Source organism: Chloracidobacterium sp. N (assembly GCF_018304765.1).
Classification (GTDB): Bacteria; Acidobacteriota; Blastocatellia; order Chloracidobacteriales; family Chloracidobacteriaceae; genus Chloracidobacterium; species Chloracidobacterium aggregatum.
This window is the reverse complement of the sequence record NZ_CP072642.1, coordinates 2,091,175-2,115,340: the sequence shown is the minus strand read 5'-3', so window position 1 is coordinate 2,115,340 and position 24,166 is coordinate 2,091,175. Positions and strand designations below refer to the sequence as shown.

Annotated in this window: 22 protein-coding genes; 16 read left to right on the top strand and 6 right to left on the bottom strand. The window is 62.9% G+C overall.

What is annotated here, in order from left to right:
- Positions 1-12: 12 nt before the first annotated feature.
- The 3 genes from J8C05_RS08810 to J8C05_RS08800 all read right to left on the bottom strand — a co-directional run bounded on the left by J8C05_RS08810 (position 13) and on the right by J8C05_RS08800 (position 3,468).
- Positions 13-438 (bottom strand): bactofilin family protein, encoded by a 426-nt coding sequence (locus tag J8C05_RS08810; RefSeq protein WP_211421845.1) that lies wholly within the window; start codon positions 436-438, stop codon positions 13-15.
- A 72-nt stretch (positions 439-510) separates the two neighbouring features.
- Positions 511-1,770: a pentapeptide repeat-containing protein gene (locus J8C05_RS08805; protein WP_211421844.1), complete on the bottom strand. Its 1,260-nt coding sequence runs from the start codon at positions 1,768-1,770 to the stop codon at positions 511-513.
- A 135-nt stretch (positions 1,771-1,905) separates the two neighbouring features.
- Positions 1,906-3,468: a hypothetical protein gene (locus tag J8C05_RS08800; RefSeq protein WP_211421843.1), complete on the bottom strand. Its 1,563-nt coding sequence runs from the start codon at positions 3,466-3,468 to the stop codon at positions 1,906-1,908.
- A gap of 655 nt (positions 3,469-4,123) precedes the next feature.
- Here J8C05_RS08800 and J8C05_RS08795 point away from each other — a divergent pair.
- The 12 genes from J8C05_RS08795 to J8C05_RS08740 all read left to right on the top strand — a co-directional run bounded on the left by J8C05_RS08795 (position 4,124) and on the right by J8C05_RS08740 (position 17,728).
- Positions 4,124-4,867 (top strand): uracil-DNA glycosylase, encoded by a 744-nt coding sequence (locus tag J8C05_RS08795; RefSeq protein WP_246840687.1) that lies wholly within the window; start codon positions 4,124-4,126, stop codon positions 4,865-4,867.
- A gap of 29 nt (positions 4,868-4,896) precedes the next feature.
- Positions 4,897-5,649, top strand: coding sequence for an MgtC/SapB family protein (locus J8C05_RS08790; RefSeq protein ID WP_211421842.1), 753 nt, complete (start codon positions 4,897-4,899; stop codon positions 5,647-5,649).
- Positions 5,650-5,657: 8 nt separating this feature from the next.
- Positions 5,658-6,764, top strand: a complete 1,107-nt coding sequence (corA, locus tag J8C05_RS08785; RefSeq protein ID WP_211421841.1) for a magnesium/cobalt transporter CorA — start codon at positions 5,658-5,660, stop codon at positions 6,762-6,764.
- 12 nt (positions 6,765-6,776) lie between these two features.
- Complete coding sequence (carB, locus tag J8C05_RS08780) at positions 6,777-10,016, top strand: carbamoyl-phosphate synthase large subunit (protein WP_211421840.1); 3,240 nt, start codon at positions 6,777-6,779, stop codon at positions 10,014-10,016.
- Between the two features lie 164 nt (positions 10,017-10,180).
- Entirely contained in the window at positions 10,181-10,945 is a 765-nt protein-coding gene (locus J8C05_RS08775; RefSeq protein ID WP_211421839.1) for an MlaE family ABC transporter permease, read from the top strand.
- 34 nt (positions 10,946-10,979) lie between these two features.
- Positions 10,980-11,786, top strand: a complete 807-nt coding sequence (locus tag J8C05_RS08770; protein ID WP_211421838.1) for an ABC transporter ATP-binding protein — start codon at positions 10,980-10,982, stop codon at positions 11,784-11,786.
- Between the two features lie 26 nt (positions 11,787-11,812).
- Positions 11,813-12,931 (top strand): MlaD family protein, encoded by a 1,119-nt coding sequence (locus tag J8C05_RS08765; protein ID WP_211421837.1) that lies wholly within the window; start codon positions 11,813-11,815, stop codon positions 12,929-12,931.
- Positions 12,932-13,018: 87 nt separating this feature from the next.
- Entirely contained in the window at positions 13,019-13,795 is a 777-nt protein-coding gene (gene pgsA, locus J8C05_RS08760; RefSeq protein ID WP_014100273.1) for a CDP-diacylglycerol--glycerol-3-phosphate 3-phosphatidyltransferase, read from the top strand.
- Positions 13,796-13,816: 21 nt separating this feature from the next.
- Entirely contained in the window at positions 13,817-14,737 is a 921-nt protein-coding gene (locus J8C05_RS08755) for a phosphoribosylaminoimidazolesuccinocarboxamide synthase (RefSeq protein ID WP_211421836.1), read from the top strand.
- Complete coding sequence (locus J8C05_RS08750) at positions 14,730-15,344, top strand: YkgJ family cysteine cluster protein (RefSeq protein WP_211421835.1); 615 nt, start codon at positions 14,730-14,732, stop codon at positions 15,342-15,344. The genes J8C05_RS08755 and J8C05_RS08750 overlap by 8 nt, the downstream gene beginning before the upstream one ends.
- Before the next feature lie 33 nt (positions 15,345-15,377).
- A complete protein-coding gene (locus J8C05_RS08745) occupies positions 15,378-16,958 on the top strand; it encodes a VWA domain-containing protein (RefSeq protein WP_211421834.1) in 1,581 nt (526 codons plus the stop codon).
- Positions 16,959-17,095: 137 nt separating this feature from the next.
- Positions 17,096-17,728 carry a response regulator transcription factor gene (locus J8C05_RS08740; RefSeq protein ID WP_211421833.1) on the top strand — a complete coding sequence of 211 codons (633 nt, stop codon included), beginning with the start codon at positions 17,096-17,098 and terminating at the stop codon, positions 17,726-17,728.
- Here the strand turns inward: J8C05_RS08740 and J8C05_RS08735 are convergent.
- Positions 17,716-18,186, bottom strand: a complete 471-nt coding sequence (locus J8C05_RS08735) for a 23S rRNA (pseudouridine(1915)-N(3))-methyltransferase RlmH (RefSeq protein ID WP_211421832.1) — start codon at positions 18,184-18,186, stop codon at positions 17,716-17,718. The two genes, J8C05_RS08740 and J8C05_RS08735, sit on opposite strands and share 13 nt — an antisense overlap.
- Positions 18,187-18,306: 120 nt before the next feature.
- On the opposite strand from J8C05_RS08735, the gene J8C05_RS08730 reads away from it, so the two are divergent.
- Positions 18,307-19,449: a glycosyltransferase family 2 protein gene (locus J8C05_RS08730; RefSeq protein ID WP_211421831.1), complete on the top strand. Its 1,143-nt coding sequence runs from the start codon at positions 18,307-18,309 to the stop codon at positions 19,447-19,449.
- Here the strand turns inward: J8C05_RS08730 and J8C05_RS08725 are convergent.
- Entirely contained in the window at positions 19,357-20,004 is a 648-nt protein-coding gene (locus J8C05_RS08725; protein WP_211421830.1) for a helix-turn-helix transcriptional regulator, read from the bottom strand. The genes J8C05_RS08730 and J8C05_RS08725 overlap by 93 nt on opposite strands.
- Before the next feature lie 93 nt (positions 20,005-20,097).
- Between J8C05_RS08725 and J8C05_RS08720 the strand changes: the two genes are divergently transcribed.
- The 3 genes from J8C05_RS08720 to murI all read left to right on the top strand — a co-directional run bounded on the left by J8C05_RS08720 (position 20,098) and on the right by murI (position 23,118).
- A complete protein-coding gene (locus J8C05_RS08720) occupies positions 20,098-21,174 on the top strand; it encodes a homogentisate 1,2-dioxygenase (protein WP_211421829.1) in 1,077 nt (358 codons plus the stop codon).
- 110 nt (positions 21,175-21,284) lie between these two features.
- Positions 21,285-22,316 carry a suppressor of fused domain protein gene (locus J8C05_RS08715; RefSeq protein WP_211421828.1) on the top strand — a complete coding sequence of 344 codons (1,032 nt, stop codon included), beginning with the start codon at positions 21,285-21,287 and terminating at the stop codon, positions 22,314-22,316.
- Positions 22,306-23,118: a glutamate racemase gene (murI, locus tag J8C05_RS08710; protein WP_211421827.1), complete on the top strand. Its 813-nt coding sequence runs from the start codon at positions 22,306-22,308 to the stop codon at positions 23,116-23,118. Before J8C05_RS08715 ends, murI begins: the two co-directional genes overlap by 11 nt.
- 67 nt (positions 23,119-23,185) lie before the next feature.
- On the opposite strand, the gene meaB is transcribed toward murI, so the two are convergent.
- Positions 23,186-24,166, bottom strand: a complete 981-nt coding sequence (gene meaB / locus J8C05_RS08705; RefSeq protein WP_211421826.1) for a methylmalonyl Co-A mutase-associated GTPase MeaB — start codon at positions 24,164-24,166, stop codon at positions 23,186-23,188.

Below are 24,166 nucleotides of genomic sequence, written 5' to 3'. Positions count from 1 at the left end.
ACTTGCCGAATGTCATTCACCCGTCGGCTCGGGTGTCGGCTGCCCTTTCTTGCCTTTGCCTTCCTTGGCAGGTGGTGCGGTTGGCAGGGCAGGCTCGTTGGGATCAACACCGACCTCGATGACACAGTTGCCAAAAAGAGCCGTTGGTTGCTCGCCGCTTGAGCTTTTGACTTCAAGGGAGCGGGCCGTAATGGTGGTCTGGTCGTTGATGCGGCCCGAAAGTTCGATGGTGTCGGCGTCAATCCGTCCCGAAAGTTCACCTTGGGAATGCAGCTTTTCCACCTTGACCGTGCCGTGTACGGCGCCCGTGGTGGCAACCACCAGCGCTGGCGCATGAAGTTCGCCGCTGACCTTGCCGCTGACGGTGACACCGCAGGTGGACTTCAGTGTGCCAGTCAGTTCACTACCTTCTTCAACGATTGTGAGTTTCTCCGCCATGACGTTTCCTCGGTGTCAGGGGTTGAAAGCGTCGGGTTGTTCCCGGCCGGGTTGCCTGGATTCCGGTGAGGCTTAGGCCGTTTCGGTTTTGAGGCGCAGGACGCAGCCTGGTTCAAAGGCAAAGTGGGTATGTCCTGCGGGCTGTTTGACGGTTGCCCGGAGGCAGCCGGTGGCACCGACGATGATGCGGCGCGCGCCATCGATGCCGGGTGAGGCCTCAGACGTGAACCGCCCGTGAATCACCAGGATGCCACTCCCGTGAACCTGGCAGCCGTCCAGCAGTCCCTCGCGGCCAATGATGAGCTGTGCACCCTGACCGAGCGTGATATTGCACTTCAAAAAGCGTCCATCCACTTCAACGATGGAATCGGCATCGAATTCGAGCGAGGCATCCCGCAGTACGTCTCCATGACCGAAGTAGCGGCGATTGGTTGGGATGGGAGCCACCGCCACGGCAGCGGCCTGGGGAGAGGCCGTTCCGCCATCGGTTTTGCCGTTGAGAAAGGCAGCCAGGGCCGAAGCCGGAATCAACTGCGAGCCATCACCGGCAACGCTGAAATCCACTTCATCCACCTCGGCGCCGTCTGCCACCTCAATGGAGAAGTCGCTGCCGTAGAGGTGTGTCCGGCTGAACTTGGCCCCTTTGAGCCGTGCACCGTGAAAGGTAGCGTGCCGGCAGTCAGCTTCGAGCAGACTCACCTGGGAAAGGTCGGCCCCTTCGAGAACGGCCCGCTCCAGCTTGGCGCCGGAGAGGTCAGCGCCGGGCAGTGCCGCCCGCCGGAGAACGGCATCCCGCAGGTTGGCCCCGGTCAGCAGGGCTTCCTCGAAGTTGGCTGATTCCAGGATGGCATTCTGGAAGTCAACCGCCGTGAGATTGGCACCGCCCAGATAGGCGTTGCGCAGGTCAGCATTGGCGAAGACCGCATTTTCGAGGGTGGCCACGCCCAGTTTGGCGTCTATCAACTGGGCCGAGGGGAGGCGTGCTCCGGTCAGGTCCGCCCCTTCGAGGTTCGCCCCTTCGAGGTTGGCCCGGGACAGGTCGGCACCCCGGAGGTTGGCCCCTTCAAGGTTGGCACTTTCCAGATCGGCGCCCCGGAGGTTCGCGCCTTCGAGGTTGGCCCGCACGAGAAACGCATCCCGCAAGCTGACACTGGCGAGGTTGGCACGTCGCAGTGTGGCTTCTTCCAGATTGGCCCCTTCGAGGTCGGCGCGCCGCAGGTTGGCGTTGTCCAGGTTGGCTTTTGCCAGGTCGAGTTCGCGCAAGTCGGCACGTTCGAGCGATTCGCCGCGCGCTACTCGTTCGATGACTTCTTCCAAGGTGAACTCAGGCATGGAGGAACCCCTTTCGCCGTTTTTTGAATATGGTGGTTGGGGCGTGTCGCGCAGTCTGACGCATCGCCCTTGCGCCCCAGCACGTCACGCTGGATGGTCTGGAAATCCAATACAGGGCCGTTGCTGTCAAAGCCGTCATGACCGCCGTTCATCTGCTATGTAGCGCCGCAATCGCTCGATACGCTTCTCGAACGAAAGGCGCTGAATCTCATTGGCCAGTTCGACGGCTCCCAGCTCGGCCAGGAGAACGTTGATTTGAAGCTGTGTTTCCTGGCGCGCCTGACGGTAGAACCGTCGGTCTTCGGCCGCCGAAGGGTTGCTGGATTCTTCCGCCGTGGCAATTTCGTAGGCTTCGTGGGCGTCCTGGAGGTCACGCACGAGTTGCTCAAGCCGGTTGAGCAGCCCATCCTTGCCGCTTTGAACCAGACCGCTTTCCAGTTGTTGCTGGTAGGACTTGAACTTCTCGACAATTTTTTCGGCCAGCCAGATCGGCAGCCCGGTGGCCACGGCCAGGTCTTCCTTGGCCCCCACGAGGAAGCTTTCGATGGTGATCAGTCCGGCCCGGTAGAGTTTGTCAATCGTCACCTTTCCGACTTCCGGGATTTGCTTCAGCAACGAGTTGACGATCATGCCCTCGGACTGAAGCGTGGTGTCGTCAATGACAAAGGTGGCCGGAAGCATCTCCGTCAGCGTCTGGTAGTTCTGCAGGATGCGTTCCCGCAGTTCGCCGCCGACCGTTCCTTCCCGGGAAGCCCGGGCTTCGGAGAGCAGCGCTTCAAAATCGTGAACGGCATCGCTGACATCCTCCATGCCCATGCCCAAGGCGGACTTGCCCAGGCTGCTGATGGCCGGTTGGCACATTTCGAGCCATTCCTTGCGGGCGGCACCGGACCTCAGCTCGATGATGAAGGCTTTGACCGGACGGATGTAGTTGGCGGCAATTTCGGAAAAGAGCGTCCGCACCTCGGTCTGGTCCGTCGCAACGGCCGGCTCGGTGTCTTCGCCGAGGTCATCCATTTCGCCCTGCGCGAGAATGCGGTCGAAGGCGTCGTCAAAGCCTTCCAGGTCGTCGTCACCCTCCATGGCAAGCAGGCCGGCCTGTCCGTCGAGCTGGGAGGCTTCCGTCCGACCGTCGCCATCGGTACGCGCCAGGGCGAGATCGAAATCCGCCTCATCCGCCCCGGCTTCGTCCAACGTAGAACTGGTATCCGTGATGTCCAGTCCCCGCGTGCCGGAAGGGGTGACTTCAAGCCGCGTGCCGACACCAACGACTTCAATCATCCCGGCGGCTGACACATCCTGCGATTCCTCAGCCTGGGGCCGTGCCGTGTGGTGGGTATCCGGGGTCAGCTCTGAAAGTGAGAAGTCCTCTTCTTCCGCGAGTGCGTCAGGGAGCAGGGCATCCGCTGTTTCTTCAGAGACCGCGGATTCTTCAGAGACCGTTGCTTCGGCGGCGGGAGCCGTGGTGGGGGCTTCTGCCGCTGGTGCCGGGGCAGGAGTTTCCAGAACCGGTTGGGGCGTCAGCGGCTGGGTCTCAAAACGCGACTCGACCGGCGGTGGTGGCACTTGCTCCCTTGGTTCCTGACGGGGCGGCGGAGGTGCCGGAAGCGGTGGCGGTTCCGGTGGAACGTAGGTAGGAGACGGTGTGCTGGGTGGTTCTTCTTTTTTCTTGCCAAAAAAGCGGTCGAAAAAACCCATAATCGTACCCTTGGTCTTCCCCCCTGACGGACAGCGCCGGCGGCTGGCGGACCTACGGCAGTCAGTCCCATGACACGTTGGCGCTCTCACCGTGACCACACGCCATTGCTTCCAGGAAGCAAAGACCGGCGTTTGTGACGACAGCGAGCATGATGCTTGTCAATGAAGCCAGCGAGTGGGTAGGTGGTTTATATACAAGTTGCCCGGCAAAAGACCATAGAAAAGTGTCGTGCGTCGCAACCTTTGGTGGATTGTGGCCCAGTGGACTACGCTACGCCGTGTCATGTGAGACTTTTCTCAAGATTACTCCAAACTGACTTCCGTCTCAAAGCCGAGTTGTCCAGCCTGTGCAGAAATCGTATGGAGTGGGATGCCTGTGAAAAACACACCGGAAACTGAAATCCACGCCTTACTGGAAGACATTGCCCGCCAGCTTCGGTTTCTGACCGGGAACGGGGTTTCTTTTGTCAGTGCAGGGCATGCAGCAGCTTCGCCGCCACCCAGTCCTGCACCCTCCAGTGCATCGCATCCTGCTTCAGTTGTTCCCGGTGCCCACGTACCCGAACTCCCTGGTACGGCTGATACGAGCTTGGGCGTGCCCTCAGCCGTGGAGTCTCCGGGCGCCGGACGGCCAAGTGGTGGCCACCAACCGCTTATGGACCCCTCCTCGCACCGCCAGCTTACACCGTCAAGTCACTCGAAAGACGATGGCGAAACTTTATCCAGAACCCCGGTGAACTGCAACCAGCCTGCCCACACCACTCCCAAACCCCAACAGGACTCGTTGTTTGAGGAAGTCCCGCCCCCATCGCTGCCGGTTTCTTCGGACGTAACGTTGGAAGCCATCCGCGCCGATCTGGGGGATTGTCAACGCTGCAAGCTGGCGGCTTGTCGGACCAACCTCGTCTTTGGCGAAGGGGCGGCCCGGGCGCCGGTGGTCTTTGTCGGCGAAGGGCCGGGCGCGGAAGAAGATGCCACCGGGCGGCCGTTCGTCGGACGCGCCGGGCAGTTGCTCGACAAAATCATTGCCGCCATGGGCTTGCGCCGGGAGGAGGTCTATATCTGCAACGTCGTCAAGTGCCGTCCCCCGGAAAACCGGACGCCGGAACCGGATGAAGTGGCCGCCTGTGTGGGCTTTCTTCATCGTCAGTTGGCGGTCATCCGTCCCCATGTTATCGTCGCGCTGGGTGCTTCAGCCGCAAGCGCGTTGCTGGGTGATCCCAAACTGGGTGGCATTTCCAAGATTCGCGGGCGCTTCCAGGACTACCACGGCATCCCCCTCATGCCGACGTTTCACCCGGCGTATCTGTTGCGCGCGCCGGACAAAAAGCGCGAAGTGTGGGAAGACATCAAGCAGGTCATGGCCCTGCTCCGCGAGCGCCAACCGGAAGCCCACTAGGCAGCGCGCGTGCTTATCGGGAGGCAGGCATGGCCTGGTTGATTTTTGCGGGACATCTCCTGCTGGCGGCGCTCTGCGGTGCTGCCGTCGGGCTGGAACGCCAGTGGCGGCAACGACAGGCCGGGTTGCGTACGAATGCTCTCGTGGCCATTGGCGCAGCGGCCTATGTTGCGCTGCCGGCGCTGGTGGACAAAACCGACACCAGCCCGACCCGCGTCGCCGCCCAGGTCGTTTCGGGCATTGGCTTTCTGGCCGGGGGCGTGATTTTGAAAGAGGGGGCGTCGGTGCGCGGCCTCAACACCGCCGCGACCCTGTGGTGTTCTTCCGCCATTGGTGTTCTGTCCGGCTCCGGGCTACCGCTGGAAGCTGTGTTGCTGACGATGTTTGTTCTGGCTGCACACCTGACGCTGCGGCCGCTGGCGCGGCTCATCAACCGGCAACCCATCGAGGGGGCTGACCTTGAAACCCGATACCAGATTGAGCTGACGTGTGGCGACTCCCAACAGGCCACCATCCGACCGCTGCTCGTCCAGGAGATTGCCCGCAGTCAGTTCAAGTTGCAGTCACTGCGGAGTGTGGACTTACTGGGTTCGGACAAGGTTCGCCTCGAAGCGACCTTCAGCGGCGACGGCAATACGGCCAGTGAAGCCCGCCGCCTCGAAGACATTACGGCCCGCCTGGCGATGGAACCTTCCGTTACAGCCATTGGGTGGGAAACGCTTGTGGATGATGAATCCACCCCGACGCTCGAATCGCGCCGCGTGACAAGTGATGAAGGGTGACGCCAGCCATGGAGCAACTCTCGACGAGCAGCCGTCTGACGCGGCTTGACAACCTCCACCTGACCGGGGAGCACCGGCCGGTGTCTGACCCCATGGCCGACCTCCGGCGGGCGGCCACCCTGCGCATCCACAACGGTGTCGGGTTGCGCCCTGTGCCGGAGGAACTCACCGAAACTGTCCTGCGTGAATGCTGGCAGATGCGCCGGCAACGGGCCTTCTGGCTGGATTTGACCGCGCCGACGCCGGCGGCCCTTCAGGCGGTGGCAACGCTGTTCGGCTTTCACCTGCTGACCGTCGAAGACGCCCTCAGTCCAGAACATCGCCCGAAGATTGATGAGCATGAAGACTACCTGTTCATGATGTTTCAGAGCGTGGCCGGCATCAGCGATGAAACCGTGTTGCCCACGGCGGGCGTCGGGCACTGCGCCACCAATCGCCTGGCGGTCTATCTCGGCGTCGGCTTTCTGGTCACGGTTCATGACCGTGGCTTTGCGCCCGTAGAAGAAGTGGCCGAGATTGTGGACGCACGCGATACCACGATGGACCAGCACCTTGACCTGGTGCTGCATGCCATCGTGGACCGCATGATCGATCAGGTGTTTCCCGTGCTGTCCGGGGTCGAAGACCGGATTCAGGAAATCGAGGCTCATATCTTCACAGAGCAGGATCAGGATGTTCTGCCCACTGTCCTCAAAACCAAGCGGGAACTGATGACCCTGCGGCGGCTGATGGGGCTTCAGCGCGAAATGCTGCTCCGGCTCAGCCGGCGGGAGGACCTGCCCTGCATTGAAGCCAAGACGGCCATTTACTTCCGGGATGTGTACGACCACGCCGTCCGGCTCGAAGAAACCTGTGTCATGCTCATCGAACTGGCGACGAACGTCGCCGAAGCGCACCTGGCTGTGGCTTCCCGGCGTACCAACGAGGTGATGAAGTTTCTCACGATTTTTTCGACCATCTGGATGCCACTGACCTTTATCGTCGGTGTGTATGGGATGAACTTCGACTATATGCCTGAACTCAAGGTGTGGTGGTTTTACCCGTTTCTCTGGGTGGTCATGATTGGCATCGTCGGCGGGATGCTCATGTTTTTCCGGCGCAAGAAATGGCTCTGACCGCTTGTTCCCATGCCCAAACGCACTGATCTCCGCAAGATTCTCGTCATTGGTTCCGGCCCGATTGTCATCGGCCAGGCCTGTGAATTCGACTATTCCGGGACCCAGGCCTGCAAGGCGCTCCGCGCCGAAGGTTATGAGGTGGTGCTCATCAACTCCAACCCGGCCACCATCATGACCGACCCGGAGATGGCCGACGGCACCTACATCGAACCCCTCACGCTGGAAGCCGTCACCGCCGTCCTGGAGCGCGAGCGCCCGGACGCGCTGCTGCCGACCGTCGGCGGTCAGACGGCGCTCAATCTGGCCATGCAGCTTGCGCAGACCGGCGTTCTCGACCGCCTTGGAGTACAGCTTATCGGGGCCAACATTGCCGCCATCGAGCTGGCCGAATCCCGGCGGCAGTTCAAAGCCGCCATGGAAGACATCGGTCTCGAAATGACCAAGGCCATGTTCGTGACGCCGGAAACCAACCTGGAAGAAGTCCGGGCGGCGATTGGCTATCCGGCCATCGTACGGCCGAGCTTCACGCTGGGCGGGGCCGGCGGCGGCATTGCCTACAACGACGAGGAGTTCTACCAGATTGTCGAGCGGGGCCTGGCGTTGAGTCCGGTTCACGAAGTGGTCGTCGAGGAGTCGGTCCTGGGCTGGAAAGAGTACGAACTCGAAGTCATGCGCGATGCCGCCGACAACATCGTGATCGTGTGTTCGATTGAGAATTTCGATCCGATGGGCGTTCACACCGGCGACTCGATTACCGTCGCGCCGGCGCAAACCCTGACCGACCGCGAATACCAGACCCTGCGCGACGCCAGCCTGAAAATCATCCGCCGCATCGGGGTGGAAACCGGCGGCTCCAACATCCAGTTTGCGGTCAATCCCAGAGACGGACGGGTGCGGGTCATCGAGATGAACCCACGGGTGTCCCGTTCCTCGGCGCTGGCCTCGAAGGCCACGGGCTTTCCCATTGCCAAGATTGCCGCCAAGCTCGCCGTCGGTTACACCCTGGACGAAATTCCCAACGACATCACCCGCAAAACACCAGCCAGCTTTGAGCCGACGCTCGATTACGTCGTCGTCAAGATTCCGAAGTGGGCCTTCGAGAAGTTCCAGGCGGCCGAGCCGGTGCTGGGAACGCAGATGAAATCCGTGGGAGAAGCCATGGCCATCGGCCGCACCTTCAAGGAAGCCTTCATGAAGGCACTGCGGTCGTTGGAAGCCAGCGCGGCGCGCGTGCCGACCTACACCAATGACGACGACCTGCGGCGGCATCTCATCACGCCCAACCCCGAACGGGTGCGCTACCTGCAAATGGCGCTCGAACGCGGCTGGGGCTGCGCCGAACTGCACGAACTCACCGCCATTGACCCGTGGTTTCTGCACCAGCTCAAGGAAATTGCCGACGCCCAGAACGCCCTGCGGGGGCGGACGCTCGAAGACATCCCCGATGCCGAGCTGCGGCACGTCAAACGGCTGGGGTTTTCAGATCGCCGGGTGGCGCGCACGATTGGCTGTAGCGAGGCGGACGTGCGCACCCGGCGCCTGCGCAGCGGCATTCGTCCGGTCTTCAAGCGCATTGACACCTGCGCTGCCGAGTTTGCCTCGCACACGCCCTATCTTTACTCGACTTACGAGGAAGCGTGCGAAGCCGAGCCTACCAGCCGCCGCAAGATTGTCATTCTGGGCAGCGGCCCGAACCGAATCGGGCAGGGCATCGAGTTTGACTATTGCTGCTGTCACGCCAGTTTCGCGTTGCAGGAAGCCGGCTACGAAACCATCATGGTCAACTGCAACCCGGAAACGGTTTCAACCGACTACGACACTTCCGACCGGCTGTACTTCGAGCCTGTTACTTTCGAGGATGTCATGCACATCATCGAACGGGAGCAGCCGGACGGTGTCATCGTGCAGTTTGGCGGACAGACGCCGCTCAACCTCGCCTATGGCCTGCGGCAGGCGGGCGTGCCGATCATCGGCACTTCACCCGAAAGCATTGACCTGGCCGAAGACCGGGAACGGTTCGGCCGCCTGCTGCGGGAGCTGGAAATTCCCCAGCCGCCGTCGGGGATGGCGACCACGGTGGATGAGGCCTGCGCCGTGGCACGCCAGGTTGGCTATCCGGTGCTGGTGCGTCCCAGTTACGTGCTGGGCGGACGGGCGATGATGATTGCCTACGACGAACCCAGCCTGGCCGCCTATGTGGCGGAAGCCATGGGCGCTTCGCCGGGACGCGCCGTGCTCATTGACCACTTTCTGGAATCGGCCGTGGAAGTGGATGTGGATGCGCTCTCCGATGGCGAAGACGTGTGTATTGCCGGCATTCAGGAGCACATCGAGGAAGCCGGCGTTCACTCCGGCGACAGCTCCAGTGTGCTGCCGACCTACCTGATTGAGCCGTGGCATCTGGATGTCATGCGGCAGTACACCCGGCAGTTGGCCCGCGCCCTGCGGGTCGTGGGGCTGATGAACATCCAGTTTGCCGTCAAGGACGACATCGTGTACGTCCTGGAAGTCAACCCCCGCGCTTCGCGGACGGTGCCCTTCGTAAGCAAGGCCACCGGCGTGCCAATAGCCAAGATTGCCGCCTGGCTGATGATTGGCCGCCGTCTGGCGGATTTCAACCTGCCGCCGATGCTCTCCGTCGGGCGCTTCTTCATCAAGGCGCCGGTGTTTCCGTTCATCAAGTTTCCCGGTGTGGACCCGGTGCTGGGCCCCGAAATGCGCTCGATTGGCGAAGTGATGGGCGTGGCGGACAGCTTCGGAATGGCCTACTGGAAAGCGCAACTCGGCGCTGGCGTGCCGCTGCCGCGTACGGGAACCGTGTTTCTCAGTGTCAACAACCGCGACAAACCGGCTGCCCTGAAAGTGGCCCAGCGGCTGCACCGGTTGGGCTTCAAGCTCGTGGCAACCCGTGGCACGCAGGAAATGCTGGCGGCAGCCGGTCTGCCGGTTGAACCCGTCTTCAAGGTCAACGAAGGCCGCCCGAATATCGTGGACCTCATCCGCAGCCGGCGCATAGACCTCATCGTGAACACCCCGCTGGGCAAGGCGTCACACTTTGACGAAAAAGCCATCCGGTCGGCGGCTATCCAGTACAACGTCCCCTGTATCACCACCATTACGGGTGCCATTGCCGTCACCAGCGCCATCCATGCCCTGCAACATGACCAGTTCAGCGTAGGGCGGTTGCAGGACTACCACGCCGGGAAACCCAGCCTGACCTACCCGGCGCAGGCGGCTTCGGCTTCGTGAAGGCGGCGCACCATGAGGTGGAAAGTGTACGGAATGCAAAAACTTGTGACTTGCCGGAGGCTTGACACCGGACGGCTTCCGTCCGTAAAAGTGGCGTTGTCGGCGGTGTCTCTGAACGAAACCCGTCGCGGGCTGATGATTTCCCCGGTTTTGTTCCGCCGTCCGTGAACTTCTTTCTGCTCATTCTGGTAGAGCTTCAGGAAAGTACCCTGCTTGTCTGGCGCGCCCTGCGGCATCCATTCCGGCGTCCGCGCTACTGGCGTGAAACGGTGGCCCAGATGGATTCGATTGGGTTCGGCACGCTGCCCATCGTGCTGCTGGCCGGCTTTTTCATCGGGGCGGTGCTGGCCTTGCAGACGGCCGGCACGCTGCGGTCCTTTGGGGCGCAGAATTACACCGGGCGGCTGGTGGCCACGTCACTGTTGCGGGAACTGGGACCCGTCCTGACCTGCATTCTGCTGGCCGGGCGCGCCGGTTCGGGCATTGCTGCCGAGCTGGGGGCGATGTGTGTCAGCGAGCAGATTGACGCCATGCGCGCCCTGGGCACGGACCCGTTCCGCAAGCTGGTGCGGCCGCGCCTGCTGGCGCTCATCACCATGGCGCCCGTGCTGACGATTTTTGCCAATGTCGTAGGCATCATTGGCGGCCTGATTGTGGCGATAACCCTGTTGCAAATCCCGTCGTCGGTGTATCTGTCGTCGGCGCGCGAGGCGCTCAATTACGAGGACATTCTGGGGACATTTCTCAAAACCGGTGTGTTTGGTCTGATTGTGGCCGTGGTGGGCTGCCGGTGTGGGCTGCGGACGCGCGGGGGGACGGTTGGCGTCGGGCAGTCCACGACGACTTCGGTCGTCGTCTCCATCGTGCTGATTCTGGTGTCGGATTTTTTCCTCACCCGACTGATTCTGACGCTGAGCGGGACGGCATAAGCGCCCAGGCGGCGTGCTGCCCTCCGAGAGGACGATGAGCGAATACGCCATCGAGTTCCGGGATGTTTGCCTTGCGTTTGGGGAGCAGAAGGTGCTCGACGGCGTGAGTTTTGGCGTGCATCCGGGCGAAACCAAGATTCTCATGGGAGGGTCCGGGACGGGCAAATCCACCGTGCTCAAGCTCGTCCTGGGGCTGCTCAAGCCGGATAGTGGCCGCATCTTTGTGGACAACGAAGACATCACGGACTTCAGCGAATCACAGTTGACGGTGATGCGTCAGAAGATCGGCATGGTCTTTCAGGAAGGGGCGCTGTTTGACAGCCTTTCGGTGTATGAAAATGTCGGCTACCGCCTGTTCGAGCAGGGTGCCGATGAGGAGGAAATCGAGGAAACCGTGCGGCGGATGCTGCGTTTCGTCAACCTGGAACAGGCCATCAACAAGATGCCCTCCGAGCTTTCCGGCGGGATGCGCCGCCGCGTCGGGATTGCCCGCGCCCTGGTGGGCAATCCCAAGATTATCCTCTACGATGAACCGACCGCCGGACTGGACCCGCCCACGGCCCGCACGATCTGCGAGTTGGCCATCAAGCTGCGGGACCTCGAAGGCGTCAGTTCGCTGTTTGTCACCCACCGGATTCAGGATGCCGTGGTGTTGGCCGACCACCACGCCACCATTGGCGATGATGGCGAAGTCGTCATTGCGAAGAACCCGCGCGGGCAGGCCGACACTTCCACGCAGTTCATCATGTTGCGCCACGGAAAGGTCCTGCTGGAAGGGGACGCCGATACCTTCTGGAATTCGACGGACCCCTACATTCGGACGTTCCTGGAGCTGGACTGAACCGGGACAACACGCAGGAGCGGTGTATGGCGAAAAAAAAGCTCTCCATTCTCGACTTGCGGGTGGGACTGATGACCCTGGTGGCCATCGGCGTGCTCATTGCCACCATTCTGACCATCAGCGGCGACCTCAATCCCTTCCGGCGGGAACTCACTGTGCGCACGCGACTCGCCAATGTGGATGGTCTGCGTCCGGGGGCGGAAGTGCGGTTGGCCGGCGTCAAGGTGGGCAAGGTACAGCGGATTGTGCTGCTGCCCGTCCCCCCGGACCAGAATGCCGCCCAGACCGTGGAGCTGGAACTCGCACTCGATCCGGTCATTGACGGCAAGCCGGCCGGAGAGCGCGTCCGGCAGGATTCGCAGGTCATTCTGGGTTCGGTCGGTCTGTTGGGCGACAAGGTGGTGGACATCACCCCCGGCACACTGGCTGCGGCTCCCGTCAAGGATGGCGATCTGATTGGTGGGGCTTCCGAGACGACCATCCGCCAGATCATCTCCGGTGCCGATGACATTCTGGCCAACTTCACAACCCTTTCGGATTCGCTCAAGCAGATTGCCGACAAGATCAATCGCGGCCAGGGAACGGTGGGACGACTCGTTTCCGACGCGGAGCTGTATGACAACCTGACGCGCACCGTAGCCGAGGCGTCCCGTCTGGTGCAGGAAGTGCGGACGGGACAGGGCACGGCTGCCAGACTCATCAATGACCCCCGCCTGTATGACGATCTTGACGCTTCGGTGCGGCGCGTCGAAAAGTTGCTGGCGGACATCAGCGACGGACGCGGCACGCTTGGCAAACTGGCCACGGATGACCGGGCCTACCAGGAAGTGCTCTCCGTGCTGGAGCGGCTGGACCGGACATCCGCCAAGCTCGAAGATGCCATGACCCGTCTGGAGCGGGGGGAAGGCACGGCCGGGCGTTTGCTCCGCGACGACAAGCTCTACCGCGAAGCCGAGCAGACGCTGGTCAGCCTCAACAACGTTCTCGCCGGACTGGAGCGCGGCGATGGTTCAGCCGGAAAGCTGCTGCGCGATCCGCAACTTTACGATAACCTGACGGCAACCTCTGCCCAGGCCAACCAGTTGCTGATAGACTTTCGCCAGGACCCGAAAAAGTACCTCACCATTCGTCTCAAGCTATTTTGACACCCGTTGTGAGCCTGCGCTTGCCGGTCACCTGACCGGCAAGCGTCGCTTGGTTTCCGGCGCGCCCGGCGCCCCTGGTGACTGGCCATGAATCTGCCCAACACCCTGACGGTTTCGCGCATTTTCATCGTCCCCCTCATGGTGGTCGTGCTGATGACGAGCGTCTCGGAGTCCGTCTTTGGGCTGCCCCGTCAGTTGATTGCCGTGACGCTCTTTCTGGGCGCATCGCTGACGGACCTGCTCGACGGCTACCTGGCGCGGCGCCGGGGACAGGTCACGACCCTGGGAACGCTGCTCGACCCCATTGCCGACAAGCTGCTCATTTCTGCGGCCCTGATCTCGCTCGTCGAAAACAAGCTCGCGCCAGGCTGGGCCGTAGTCATCATCATCGGCCGGGAGTTTGCCGTCTCCGGTCTGCGCAGCATTGCCGCCCAGCAGGGCGTGACGATTGCCGCCTCCAAAATGGCCAAGTTCAAGATGCTCTCCCAGGTCGTGGCCATTACCTGCCTGATGCTGGGCAGCCACGAGGGGCGGCCGCCGCTGCCGGTGGGTACTTCGTCCGTGACGGCCGTGCAGCAGGCGTTCCGCGCCCTGTGGCAGGGAGCCTTTGGCGTCGAAGCCCTGCGGATCATTGCCTACGGCGCCGGCAGGCTCATGCTGTGGATCGTGGTGATTTCGGCGCTGTGGTCCATGTGGAACTACTTCAAGGACTTCTACGTTGCCGTCCGCGACCGGATTGAAACCGCGCCGCGCATCCCCCTGCGGGAACGCTGGCGGGTGCGCCCGCGCATCCGCTGGCGGCGTCCGCTGTTTGCCCGGGTGCGGGCGCGGAAAACGACGCCTGATCTGCCTGAAGCGCCCTAAGCCGGCCTCCCTGATTGCCCTATGCTGCCCAGCCCCCTGCCGCCACTGATGGAGACTGGTTTTCTCCCGCTTCCGCACTTCCGCTCCGGCAAGGTACGCGAAGTTTATGACCTCGGGGAGACGCTGCTCATCGTCGCCACTGACCGTATCTCGGCTTTTGACTGTGTGCTGCCGACCCCCATCCCGGACAAGGGAAGGATTCTGACGGCGCTTTCGGCCTTCTGGTTCAACCGCCTGGGCAACTTCGTGCCGCATCACATGCTGTCCTGTGCCCCGGAGGACTTTCCGGCCGCCGTCCGGCCCTACCGCGACCAACTCGCCGGGCGCGCGATGCTCGTCCGCAAGACCATGCCGCTGCCGGTCGAGTGTGTGGCCCGGGGCTATCTGGCCGGCTCCGGCTGGAAGGATTACCAGCGTACCGGCCAGGTCTGCGGACATCCCCTGCCGCCGGGCCTCCGGGAGGCCGACCCGCTGCCCGAACCGCTGTTCACACCGGCGACCAAAGCGGCGACCGGCCACGATGAAAACATCTCGCTGGTGCAGATGGCTGACCGGATTGGGTCGGAACTCACCCGCCGGCTGGCGGAACTGACGCTGGCGCTCTACACGGCAGCCGCGGCCTATGCGCGCACCCGTGGACTGATTTTGTGCGACACCAAGTTTGAGTTCGGGCTGGACGGCGACGGGCAACTCGTCTGGATTGACGAAGCCCTGACGCCCGATTCTTCACGCTACTGGGATGCGGTCGCTTATGCGCCGGGGGGCAGCCCGCCCTCGTTTGACAAGCAGTTCGTCCGGGACTACCTCGAAACGCTTGACTGGAACAAGCAGCCGCCCGCGCCGGCGCTGCCGGATGCTATTATCGAGGCGACCCGCCAACGCTACTGGGAGGCCTACCGCCGGCTGGTTGGAGAACCACAAGGCGATCCACAACATGTCTGAAGCCCTGCCTTCACCGGAATGTTCACCGGAAGCCGCACCGCAGGCGGCCTACCGTCAGTTGCTGGCGGACATCGCGCGTTTTGCCGCCGTGCTGCGCCGGCGTTTTCCAACGTCCATCACCTGCCGCCTGGGTTGTACCGGCTGCTGCCAGCAGCATCTGACGGTTCTGCCCATCGAAGCTGCCGCGTTGCACGAGTATGTGTCCCGTCTGGACGCCCCAACCCGGGCGCGTCTGCGTCAGCAGGCACAAGCAGCACAGGAACAGGAAGCCGCGCCGACGCCTGCGGCGGTGCCCTGCCCGGCGCTGGTGGATGGCGCCTGTGCCGTCTATCCGGCGCGGCCGGTGCTGTGCCGCACCCACGGGTTTCCGCTGCTTTACCTGGATGAGGATGACCCAACCGACGGCATCCTTGATGTCTGTCCGCTCAACTTCACAGACGATGCGGATGCCATCACGCACTGGGATGTCTTCGACATGACGGTGGTCAACACCCGTCTGGTCGCCGCCAGTCTGGCCTTTGACCCCACTGGCAAGCGTCAGTTCATCGCCGACATCATCCTGGCAGCCACGGCGGCCGCAGCGTCTGAACCCGACGGGCAAGCGTAGCGGGCTATGCGGTGTGTGGGATGGCTTCGCGCCATGGTTGGAGTGCTGGCGGCGTGGATGCTCTGGAGTGCCGAAAGCCGCGCCCAGCAGGGGTTCGAGCCACGGATGCCCGTCAAGCGTTACTTCGACGACACCCGGACGTTGCTGCCGCCCAAAAGCACGGTGCGCATCCGCAATCCACGGGGCAACATTTCTGTCCGCATCGTCCCGCGCCCGGATGTGTTCATCACGGCAACCCGGCATGCTGCGCCGGGGCCGCCGGTGCGCGCTGAAGAAGTCATCATTGAAGAACTCCCGCAGCAGCTCAACATCACCACGGACCCGCCCGACACCACAACCGGCGTGGACCTGGAAGTGCTCGTGCCGGAGCAGACCTATCTGCGCCTGATGAGTGAAATCGGCACGTTGCGCGTGGAGGGCCTGCCGGCCGGACTCATCGCCACGGCCTACTACGGCAACATCGAGCTGTGCCTTCCACCGGAGGCGGATGCGGACGTGACCTGGACGAGCGTCCACGGCCGGGTGCGCGCCGAAGTGCCGCTCCGACAGTTCGGCACGCCGGATGACCGCGCGCTGCACGGGCAGATGGGACGTGGTGGCGCGATTCTGGTGGCTCAGGCCGACCGGGGGGATGTCGTCGCCACGGCCCTGCCGCCGGAAAACAGCGCCCGTGAGCGGCCGGTGCTGCATCGGCCGGCAACAGCTACGGTTGAGGAGCCGGTCAGTGCGGCTGAAGGCAGCGATGTCGTTCTGGAAACGACGCTGGTGGTGCTCAACGCCGTGGTGACGACGCCCAACGGAGCGCCCATTCGCGGGTTACAGCTTGAGGATGTCGTCGTTCTGGAGGACGGCGAGCCACAGGACATCACCTATTTCGGTACGCTGGAAACGCCGTTCAACCTGGTGTTGCTGCTCGATCTCAGCGGCAGTACCCGTGAAAAGCTGGCCGTCATCCGCCGGGCGGCGCTGGGGTTTCTGGCCACGCTGCGGCCGGAAGACCGCATGGCGATTGTGACGTTTTCTGATACGGCGCGCCTGCTGTGCCCGTTGACCAATGACCGCCGGAAACTGCGGGAGCGCCTTGATGAAATCCGCCGGCCGGAAGGCGGAACCAACTTCTATGACGCGCTGGCCGGTACGATGAACTCCGTCCTGCGTGAAGTCCGTGGCGAGCGCAATGCCGTCGTGCTCGTCACCGACGGGATGGACAACGTCCTGCCGCCGGGCGGCCCTGACTATGGCTCAGTGACCACCTACGAGGAGTTGCGCCGTCTGGCCCAGGAATGCGATGCCATGCTGCTGCCGATTTATCTCGACACCGAAGCCGAGGTGGTGGAGCGCTACGGCGCGCGCGCGCGACTGGGTTACGCTATTGCACGCAACCAGTTGCGCGAACTCGCCGCCCTGACCGGCGGACGGCTGTTTTACGCCAAAACCGTCGAAGACCTCGAAGATTGCTATGCGGCTGTGGCAGCCGAACTGCGCGCCGTTTATAGTTTTGGATACTATCCGAAACAGGCACAGCGGGATGGTCGCTTCCGGCGGATTCACGTCAAGGTGCGGCGTGAAGGCGCGGTGGTGCGTACGCGCCAAGGGTACGTCATGCCGAAATGATCGTTGGCTTGAATAGTGTCTTTTCTGGGAGTGCGGGCATCCTGCCCGCGCTCTTGGCTCGTACCATGGGAAAACTTCCCCAGGTGGACAGTTCAAGGTTACACCACACCTGCCGTAGAGAAGGGATGGAGCTGAAAATGGCTCACATTCTGGTGGTTGAAGATGAACAGGACGTGTGTGAGGTCGTTGTCGCGGCCCTGAAAGCCGAAGGGCACGACGTTACGGCGACGGGCGATGGGATTGCGGCCATCGTCCTGCTCAAAGACCCCCTCCGGGACAGGCAGCCATTTTCACTGGTCATCTGCGACATCCGGTTGCCGAGTCTGTCAGGGCTTTCAGTGTGCGACCTCGTGCGGCTTGATCCCCGGCTTGCGGGAGTGCCGTTTCTCTTTCTGAGCGGTTTGGGAGCGACCGAGCAGCGGCTGGCCGGTCTTTCGCGCGGGGCCAACGACTACCTGGCCAAACCGTTCGCGCTCGATGAACTCATCGCGCGCGTCAACTGGCTTTTGCAGAACTCTTCTTCCGGGAGCGCCGACGGCACAGAGGCGCCGAATCCGCTGGAGCAGAAGACGCTCGATGCGTTGCTGCGGGACGTTGTGCATAACGCGCGGGATGGAACGCTCCACTTCCTGCTTCAGGACGGTTCGCGCGGACAGATTGCCTTCCGCGAGGGAAAAGCCGCCGCTGTGGTGGGCGATGGCGGCGCGCCACTTGAAGAGCAGTTGCGGCGGCTGTTCAGCGGCCAGGCCAAGATGTTTCACTTTGCGTAAGGGACGTTCCCCAGCCGGGCCAGCGCGCGATAGACCTGTTCGGCCGCCAGGACGCGCGCCATTTCGTGCGTAAAGGTGAGTTTCGACAGCGACCAGCACCAGTCGGCGCGCTGCCGGACTTCCTCCGCCACGCCCCAGTGGCCGCCGATGATGAAGGCGAGATGGCGCGCGCCGCCGTCGCGCCACCGGCGCAGTTTTTCGGCAAAGGCTTCGGAAGCAACCATGTCGCCGGCCACATCGAGCAGCACGACCTGGGCTTCGGCCGGCAGCGCCGCCAGAAGGTGCTTGCCTTCGTAGGCGCGGGCCGGATTAGGCTGCGCCGCCAGAGACCCTTCCGCCGCGCGTACGATTTTGGTGCCACACGGCAGGAAACGCGCGATGCGCTGTTCGTACTCGCGCGCCAAGGCCTCCCAGTGTGGTGATTTGGTTTTGCCCACGACGAAAAAAGTCACCTGCATGGTCGTTGTTCAGAACGCTGTGTCCCGGTTTGCCTGCGGCCGGCCCGGTCGCATCGCCGTTGAAAGGCAGGGAGGCATCGGGTTTGGCCGTTCTCCGCAGCTCGCCTAAAGTCGCCTGCCATGACGCCTCGTATGCCGTTTTCCGTCAGCGTTGTCATTCCAACCTACAAGGGCAAGGCCCTTCTGGCGCGTTTTTTGCCCTCGGTGGTGAAGGCGCTGCGTACCTACACGACGGCCACGGGTGCGCCAGTGGAAATCCTCGTGGTGGATGACGGCAGCCAGGACGACACCGTGGACTGGCTGACGGCGACTGCCTTCGACTTCGTACGGGTGCTCGCCCTGCCGGTCAACCGGGGTTTTGCGCCGACGTGCAACCAGGGCTTCGCCGCCGCCCGCCACGACCTCATCTGGCTGCTCAACAACGATATTGAAGTCATGCCGGACGCACTGTTTCCGCTGGTGGAGCATTTTTCGACGCCCACGGTCTTTGCCGTGGCGTCGCGGGCACAGCGTTTGGGAAGCGACGCCATTGACGGGGCCGGACGGCTGGGGCGGTGTGTCCAGGGCTACTGGAAGGTGTTTGAAGGCTACGATGTCTTTCCCGACCGGATGCCCCCGGAGGCGATTCTGCCGACCTTTGCGGCAAGCGGCGGCTACAGCCTCTTTGACGCGGCCAAGCTGCGCGCACTGGGCGGCTTCGAGGAACTGCTGGCTCCGTTTTACTGGGAAGATATTGAACTGTGCTACCGCGCGTGGAAACGGGGCTGGGAAGTCCGCTACGAGCCGCGCAGTCTGGTGTTTCACCAGTCGAGTGCCACGATCCGGTCGCGTTTCGAGGCACGTGCCATTGAGGTGACATCCGCCCGGAACCGGCTGCTGATGCACTGGATACACCTGCACGACCCGCGCTGGTGGCTGGCCCACCTGGCGCTGACGGGCCTGCTGCTGCTGGCTGATGTCGTGACGCGGCGCGGCTATCGGGAAGCATTCCGGCAGGCGTGGGCCTGCCGGCGGTTGGCCTTCCGGCGGCGGCGGGAGGAACAGGCCCACAGCCGCCGGACGGACCGGGAAGTCGCCGCCATCTTTGCCGCCGTACGGCAGCGTCCCTACGTCAAAACCTTTCGCAAACCGGCTGAAGAAATGGCGCTGCGCGCCGCGTGGGCGCGCGCATCAGGCTTCCGCACCGGGGCGGCGGATGATGAAGCGGCAGCAGGAAGCCCCTTCCGAAAGGGCGCACTGACGGATGACCTCGGCATCGAGTGACTGTGAGGCAATGAGGCAGTCGCCATCGCAGACTTCGGGAAAGTCACGCGCGATGAGCAGCACCGGACAGTGGTGCATGACGACGACATAGCTGTCCGGCGTGCCGTTTTCGACCCGTACCAGGTAGCCCATTTCCTCGAAGGCGCGCGCAAATTCCTCGACCCGCTTGCGCAGCGTTTTGCCTTGCAGCCGGGGCTTGATTTTGGCGGCCAGCGTGTCGGCGCGTCCCTGCAGAATGGATGTCACCACGTCGCGTCCGAAGCGTTGTTCGATCTGCTGGAGGATTTCGACACTCAGGACATCGTAGGCGTGCGGGAACAGTTCATCGGCGCGTTCAGTCAGGCGGTAGAGGTGAACCGGGCGGCCGCGCTCGCGGCGCTTGAGAGTGGACTCCACCAGCCCATCCCGTTCAAGGGCTTCGAGGTAGCGCCGGACGTTGACGCCGGACGTGGCCAGTTCCGTCGCCAGTTCCTCGACGCTCAGGGGCGCACGGGTTTTCAGTAGAAAAACAATCTTTTCGCGCGTATCTTTTCCGCTGATGCCACTGGTTTTCATGGCGGCATTTTGCCACAGCCGTGGCATCTGATAAACCCACTCGTCGTGGCAGCGCCCGTCTGCCAGGCGCAGTCCACCCCGGAGCTATCCTGCATGTATCAGACCAAAGGACGCATCACAAAGCAGGCCCACGTCGAAATTCCCGCCGGCACGTATGAGGAACAGCACGGACGGGAGGGGTTCTTCGGGCCGGTTTCGCATCTTTACCACCGCCATCCCCCGACCGGCTGGACGCGCATCGAGGGCGAGTGTCGTCCGCAGGCGTTTTACACCAGCCGCGTCGAAACATCCGCTGACCGGCCGGCGGTGCTGTTGGAAAACGCCGATGTCCGGCTTGGCGTCGCGCGGCGGCGTGGGGCGACTCCCTACTTTGAGCGCAATGCCGACGGCGACGAACTCTGGTTTGTCCATGTCGGAGGCGGCGTTCTGGAAACCGACTACGGACAGTTGCGCTTTGGGGTTGGCGATTATCTGGTGATTCCGCGCGGCACGACCTACCGGTTTGTCGGCACTGATGAGTGCTTCTTTTTCGTGATTCAGAGCCTGGGGACGCGCCTGCGCCAGCCCGACCGGGGGCTGCTGGGGCAGTATTCGCTCTATGACGCAACGGCAATACGGACGCCCGACCTCGTGCCCGTCACGACCCAGGCGGAGGAATATGAAGTGCGCGTCCAGCGCGAAGGGAAGCTGACGCGGATTTTCTATCCCTTTCATCCGCTCGATGTCACCGGCTGGAAAGGCGATCTCTATCCGTGGGCGCTCAACATTGCCGACTTCTGTCCGGTGATGAGCCACCGCGCCCACCTGCCGCCAAGCGTTCACGTGACGCTGGTGGGTGAGGGGTTTGTGGTGTGTTCGTTTGTGCCGCGTCCGCTGGAAGAGGCGCCCGGCGCGCAGCGTGTCCCGTTTTACCACCGCAACATTGACTACGACGAAGTGCTGTTTTACCACGCCGGCGACTTTTTCAGCCGCGACAACATCACGGCCGGGATGCTGACGCTGCATCCGCATGGCGTCCACCACGGGCCGCATCCGAAGGCCATCGAAAAAAGCTGGTCAAAGACGCATACGGATGAGTATGCCGTCATGGTGGACACGCGCCGCCCACTTCACGTCACCGAGGCTGCCCGCGCCGTCGAGTGGCCGGAATACCATCTGTCATGGCGGTGAAGGGTGAATGACCGGTCACGGAAACGTTACATGGGCCGGATAGTGTCGGCGCCAGCCGTCGCCCGTTGGCATGATGTGAACAAGGTTCATCCTGAAAGGAAGGCAGCTTCGTGAGTTCCCCTGCGGCAGATTACGGCATTGATGCCATTCGTGAGGCGCTGGAACGGCTTTATCCGCACACCGAACCGACGCATTTTGGAACCATCGTCCGGTACAGTCTGGGCGGCCCCGATCCCCTCGATGGGATTTCCTTCTATGAACGCGACACACCCATCCCCCACTGGCACTGTATTTCCTTTGGCATGAGCGAGTTGTATGCCAAAACGCCCGGCAGTGCGCCTGATTTGAGCGGGTGGGGCTTTGAGTTTACGTTCCGGCTGGCGCGGGGAGCGGCTGACAAGACGGTTCCGACCTGGGTGATTCCGTTTCTCAACAACCTGGCGCGGTATGTGTTCAACTCTGGCAATCCCTTTCGTCCCGGACACCACATGGACCTGCACGGGCCGCTGACGCCGGAAGCGCCGGACACCCTGCTTTCGGGCGTAGCTTTTGTGGATGACCCGGAACTGCCCCCGATTGACACCCCCAATGGGCGGATGCACTTTTTGCAGATTGTCGGGCTGACAAAGGACGAGTTGCAGGCGGTCAAACGCTGGAACACGCGCGGCGTTCTGGGACTGCTGGAGGAAAGTTGTCCGCTGTGGATTACCGATCTGGAGCGGGCGTCCATTACGGACCGCGCCGACGTTCTGGCCCGCATCCGCGATGGCATCACGGCAGAAGGCTCATCGCTGCAGGGCGAATATGTCGAGATTGCCCGGTGGCAGATGGCCGAGCCGCCCCGGCCGGGCGTGGAGATTGAACTCGATACCGAAGGGCTGCGGGATTTTGCCGAACTCTTTCCGGCGCGCCTCAAGTTTGGCCGGGAGTTTCTCATCTGGGGACCCAAGCAGACTCTGGTGTTTCGTCCGGCAACAATGCCCGGCATGCAGGATGCCGGCAGCGGCGTGCTTGTGCTGGACATCACCCCGGAACTCATCGAGCCGCTGGCGCAGGCCCTCAAGCCGGTTCCGTCCACCCACCGCTTCAACATTGGCGGTGAGGTGGTGGTGACGGTTGTACCGACAGACGATGCCCGGTGACGCCCGCCCGATTGGGATTTTCGACTCCGGGGTAGGCGGTCTGACGGTCTATCGTGCGCTCCGCGCCCGGCTGCCCCAGGAGTCGTTCGTGTATCTGGGCGACACGGCCCGCATCCCCTACGGAACGCGCTCGCCGGAAACCGTCTGTGCGTATGCCCGCCAGGATGCGGCTTTTCTGCTAGCCTGCGGTGTCAAGCTCATCGTCATTGCCTGCAATACGGCCTCTTCGGTGGCGCTTGACCTGCTTCAGGCAAACTCTCCAGTGCCGGTGGTGGGTGTCATCGAGCCGGGCGCGCGGCAGGCTGCTGCCGTGACGCGCTGTGGACACATCGGCGTCATCGGCACGGAAGCCACCATGGCCAGTGCGGCCTATCCACGGGCGATTCGCCGCATAGCGCCGGCTGTGCGCGTCACATCGCAGAGTTGCCCCCTGTTCGTCCCACTGGTCGAAGAAGGCTGGGCGCAGCATCCGGTGACGGCGACGGTAGCTGCCGAATACCTGACACCATTGCGGGAAGCCGAGGTGGACACGCTCGTTCTGGGGTGCACGCACTATCCGGTGCTGGAGGATGTGATCCGGCGCGTCATGGGGGAAGGCGTCACCCTTGTGGATTCAGGCGCCTGCGCCGCCGAAGAAGTCGTGGCTGTGCTGGAGCAGAACGCCTGTTTTGCACCGCCCGGAAACCTTCCGGCGGCAACGCGCTTTTGCGTCACGGATGCCAGTGAGCGTTTCCGCCGCGTGGCAACGCTGTGTCTGGGCGAGGAAGTGACACGGTTGGAAAAGGTCCGCATCGAGCTGTAATCGGGCCGTAGCCCGGGCCGGACGCGAAGACACGGCGCGTAGGGGCGAATGGCGTTCGCCCGTAACTTCAGGCCGGGGAGGCGGTCAACCGCCGGACGATGTCATCGGCCAGGGTGTAGGGATCGGTTTCGCGGTTGACGATGCGCTGGACAGCCGCTTCCAGTTTGCCGTCGTGCAGTTCGCGCTGCCAGACGTGGCGCAGCAGGCGGTCGCGGATGAGTTCGAGCAGCCGTCGCTCCAGGATGCGCCGCCGCCGCTCGGCGCGCACCTCCGGGTGTTCAGCGACAAAGGTCAGGTAGCTGTCCAGAGCCGTCGCCAGCGCATCGAGTCCGACCGGTGGCGTCGCCGTGGCAATCGTCCGCACGATGGGCGGTTGCCAGCCATCCGGGCGCGCGGCGAGTTCAAGCAGGGCTTCGAGTTCCATCTGTGTCCGTTCGACGCCCTCCCGGTCGGCTTTGTTGATGACAAACACATCGCCGATTTCCATGATGCCGGCCTTGATGGATTGCACATCATCACCCATGCCGGGAACGACGACGACGGCCGTCACATCGGCGGTTTTGACGATGTCCACTTCATCCTGTCCCACGCCGACGGTTTCCACGATGATGACCTCATAGCCGGCCGCGTCGAGCAGCAGGACGGCTTCCGTCGTCGCCCGCGCCAGCCCACCCAGATTGCCGCGTGTGGCCATGCTGCGGATGAACACCTGCGGATGCGTCGCCAGTTTGGGCATGCGAATCCGGTCGCCGAGAATGGCTCCACCGGAGAAGGGACTGGACGGATCAACCGCCACGATGCCGACCCGCTGCCCCCGGTCAACATAGACCTGGGCCAGCTTGTCGGTGAGCGAGCTTTTGCCGGCGCCGGGGGCACCGGTCAGCCCAATCACCCGGCTGTGTCCGGTGTGGGGAAAAATCAGCTTCAGCAGGTCTGTGGCTTCCGGGGCATCGTTTTCGACCAGGGAAATACCGCGCGCCACGGCGCGGGGACTGCGGGCCAGAATGGCCTCGGCAAGGGCAACAGTGGAAGGTGTGGTGCTGGACAT